Origin of the sequence: Halomonas sp. (assembly GCF_031581305.1) — a bacterium.
Taxonomy (GTDB): domain Bacteria; phylum Pseudomonadota; class Gammaproteobacteria; order Pseudomonadales; family Halomonadaceae; genus Halomonas.
The window spans coordinates 1-3,801 of the sequence record NZ_JAVLBC010000254.1 but is presented as its reverse complement, the minus strand read 5'-3'; the positions used below and the strand labels follow the sequence as shown (position 1 = coordinate 3,801).

Sequence of the window (3,801 nt, the reverse complement as noted above, 5' to 3'; positions counted from 1 at the left end):
GAGGAGGCCGAATTCCTGGGGCTCGAGCCGGTGCCCTGGGGAGCGGCCACCGGCGAGGCCCCCTCTGGGCAGCGGCTTCGGGGCTTCCTCGCGCCGGCATCGGCGACGCCACCGGGTGACCTGAAGGTGACGCTGGAGGGAGCCGCGCCGCTGGCGCTGGAACTGGAGCCGGTGGGTGAGGTGTCCGGCGAGCGCCCCGTGGTCTCTCTGGAGTTGCTCGCAGCGCTGCGCACGGGCATGGAGCGGCCGCTGGCCCTCTCCGCAGATGGACAGGCACTGGAGATGGCGCGGGGCGGCTATCGCGGCTTCCGTCTCTATGCCGACTCGATCGACTCGGTGCCCGGTCTGGTACAGACGCTGGAGGCGCAGGGTATCGAGGTCATCGCCGAAGTCGAGGCCATTCTGCGCATCCAGGTGCTCGATGCGGGGCTGGAGCGGTTGTTCCGGCTGATCGCCCTGCTGGGCATCAGCGGGGGTACCGCGGTCCTCATCTCCAGCCTTTACGCGGCCGTGGAGCGCCTGCGCCGTGATCTCGGCGTCCTCAGGCTGCTGGGACTGGCACGTCGCCACGTGTTTTTCTTCCCGGTCGTTCAGGGCGTGTTGATCGCCAGCATGGGGCTGGGGGCGTCCCTGGCGGCTTATCTGGGTCTCGCGATGGCGATCAACCGGAGTTTTGCCGACGCGCTGTTGCCGGGCGAACGCTTCTGTACCCTTTCTGCCTCGCAAGTGCTGCTCGCCGTGGCGGCAACGTTGCTGCTGGCTGGAATGGCGTCCCTGGTGGCAGCATGGCGAGCCACCAGCATCGATCCTGCGGAGGCCATTCGTGATCATTGAGACGCGCATCATCGCTCGGCTTGTTTGGCTGCTCCTGCTCGTGGTGGCACCGGCGAGCTGGGGCGCCTCTCCCGCCGAGCAACTCTTCAACCCGCAGCCGGCCGAGGATGACATCGTGCTGCCGATGCCGGATAACGCCACGATGGTGTTTCGCAAGGTGCCGGTGCCCGGTCGAGGGTTCTGGGGTGACCCGTCGCGGGTGATCCAACTGGGTGATGCCACCGGGAGCGTGTTCGAGGGGCTACAGCGCCGGCAGATTGCCGGCAGCTTCGTCGATGACCAGGGCCAGTGGTACCTGATGATCGGCAAATACGAGCTGACGGTGGCCCAGTTTGCGGCCGTGATGGGCCTGCAGGGCTTGATGGACGCCAGTGCCGACCCCGAGATCGCTACCTTGCCGGAGCTGAACCCGCGTGAGCGCCTCGAGCGGTTGGCCAGGCCACTGACCTATGTGAGCCACGCCGACATGCAGCGCTTTGTCGAGCGCTATAACCAATGGCTCTTTGACCCGTCGCATCCTGAGCGTCGGGCGAACCTGCCGCGGATCGAGGGGGTGCCGGGCTTTCTGCGCTTGCCTGCCGAGGATGAGTGGGCCTTCGCGGCTCGCGGGGGCATCCCCGCGCTGGAAGCCGGCATTTTCAACGACCGGCTGCCCTTCGACGCCTCGCGTCTGAGCGAGCATGCCTGGCACCTTGGCAACGCCCGCCATGCCTTGCGCCCGGTGGGCCTGCGGGCGGGCAATCACCTGGGGCTGTACGACATGCTGGGCAATGCCCAGGAAATGACGGCCAGTCGCTTCCGTCCGGAGCTCGGTCAGGGCAAGCCTGGGGGCATCAGCGTGCGCGGTGGCAGTGTCTCCACGCCCGAGGCCGAGATGCGCAGCGCCCTGCGGGCCGAGCTCGATGAGTATGCCTGGGACCCGGACAGCGAGCAGATGCATCAGCGGCGCTCCTTCAACACCGGGGCAAGGCTGGCGATCGGCAGCAACGTCATCCTCGACAGCGAGCAGCGGGCGAGGCTCGAGCAGGAGTACGACGCCTACCGCGAGACGATTCGCCAGGCCACGCCGGTGGGTCGCAGCCTCGACAATCTCGTGGCCCAGGCGTCGGGCCAGCTCGATGACATGGACGCGCTTCTGGACGCGCTGATCGCCGACAACCCCGCGCTGAGCGATCCGTTGAGCACCCTGAAGGCGCAATCCGAACAGGCACGGCTGCAGCTGACCCAGGCCGAGAAGGCTCGGGCCCGCAGCCTGGTGCAGGATGCCACCCGCAACGGCGCCAACCTGAGTGTGTACGTCTCCAAGCTGCCCGCTCTGGTATCGGCTCGTGACAATGCGCTCAAGCTGGTCGAGCACTCCACCCGTTACGAGTCGCGACTGCGCGAGGTGGAGGCGCTGATCGACGCCCAGAAGCGTTCCATCGATGAGCAGCTCTCGGCGTATGGGGACAAGCTGGCCGAGCTGGGGGATACCCATCCCGACCATGTCGCCGAGGCCTTCGAAACACTCGCCGCGCGTCGGATGACCGCCCGCGAGCGTGCCGTGCTCGAACTGCTCGATCTTCATGTGCAGCGCTACCATGAGCTGCGGCGCAGTGAGCCCGACAAGTGGCTGGAGGATTACTCCACGCGTTTCGTCGGCTTCGAGGATGGCTGAAGCGGCTAGACTTTACACCATGATATCCACCACGAGGGAACTGACATGAAACGACACCACCTGATGATTCCGCTGCTCGCTGCGAGCCTGATGACCTCTGGCTGTGCCAGCATGGATGACCAGGGACGCACCCGTACGGAGGGCACGGCGGCTGGCGCGGTCATCGGCGGCCTGCTTGGCTATGCCGTCGGTGACGAACGGGGGGCTGCCATCGGCGCGGCGCTGGGCGCGGGGGCCGGCTATGCGATAGGCAACGAGGTAGCCAAGCGCAAGCAAGCCTATGCCACGACAGAGGCGTTCCTTGACGGCGAAATTGCTCACGTTCAGCAGTTCAACCAGACCACTGTTGCCTACAACGAGCAGGTACGCGCGGAGATCACTCGCCTGGAGGCGGAGGCTGATCGGATGCAGGCCCGGGTAGCGTCCGGCGAGATGGCGCGAGACGAACTGCAGGGCGAGCGTAACGCCATCGCCCGGCGGCTCGAGAAGAGCGAGACGCTGGAGAAAGCCCTGGCACGTGAGCTGAAGGTGCAGCAGCGCATCCTCGCCGAGGAGGGTGGTAGCCGACCCGAGGACGACCCCTACCTGGCGCAACTGAGCGCGGAGGTGGAGGAGCTGCAGCGCAACCTGAACCAACTGCGAGACGATAGTGCTCAGCTGGCCAGTATCGACGAGAGACTGTCCGTATGATCCAGCGTATGAAGTTCGGTTCCACGCTGCTGCCCGGCGCACTGGTAATGCTTCTGGTGAGCGGTTGTGCCAGCTCCGGTGACCCGCGTGAAGGCGGCCTGGTCGGCGGCATGCAGGGGCTCTCCAGCGGTGGCTATGACCAACGCATTCGCGAGCGTGAAGAGCGCCTGGCGGCGCTACGAGAAACCCAGGGCGAGTTGGCCGAGGAGCGCGAGTCGCTGGATCGTTCGCGCGCCGATGCCGAACAGCAGTTGGCGATGGAAACGCGACGCCTGGCCGATCTGCAGGGGGATGTGAGCCAGCTGCGAGCCGAGCTGAACCGGCTCGAGGCCGAGCAGGGTGTACAGGACTCCCGTGTGGCGGGGCTTCGCGAACGCCTCGAGACCCTGCAGGCCGGCATGGACCGTCAGCAGAACGCCCTGGATGCGCTGGAAGGTAGCGGGGTGAGTGACACCGAGCTCGATCGTCGCCGCCGCGAGCTGCTCGCCCAGCGGGAAGCGCTGCGGGAGGAGTACGATTTGCTCATGTCGTTGACCCTCGATCTTGCGCGCTGATCGTGCCTTGCGGTGGAAGCTCGTGGCATCGGTCCTGCTGTTGTTGCCGGGAACTGCTCTGGCGAC

Annotated in this window: 4 protein-coding genes; all 4 read left to right on the top strand. The window is 66.5% G+C overall.

Features of this window, described 5'->3' with window-relative positions; all coding sequences use genetic code 11:
* The coding region (locus RI841_RS15230; protein WP_310706481.1) for an FtsX-like permease family protein at positions 1-834 on the top strand (834 nt) is incomplete at its 5' end.
* Positions 824-2,491, top strand: coding sequence for an SUMF1/EgtB/PvdO family nonheme iron enzyme (locus tag RI841_RS15225; RefSeq protein WP_310706480.1), 1,668 nt, complete (start codon positions 824-826; stop codon positions 2,489-2,491). The genes RI841_RS15230 and RI841_RS15225, both read left to right, overlap by 11 nt.
* Before the next feature lie 45 nt (positions 2,492-2,536).
* Complete coding sequence (locus tag RI841_RS15220) at positions 2,537-3,181, top strand: glycine zipper domain-containing protein (protein WP_310706479.1); 645 nt, start codon at positions 2,537-2,539, stop codon at positions 3,179-3,181.
* Positions 3,178-3,735, top strand: a complete 558-nt coding sequence (locus RI841_RS15215) for a hypothetical protein (protein ID WP_310706478.1) — start codon at positions 3,178-3,180, stop codon at positions 3,733-3,735. Before RI841_RS15220 ends, RI841_RS15215 begins: the two co-directional genes overlap by 4 nt.
* Positions 3,736-3,801: the final 66 nt, after the last annotated feature.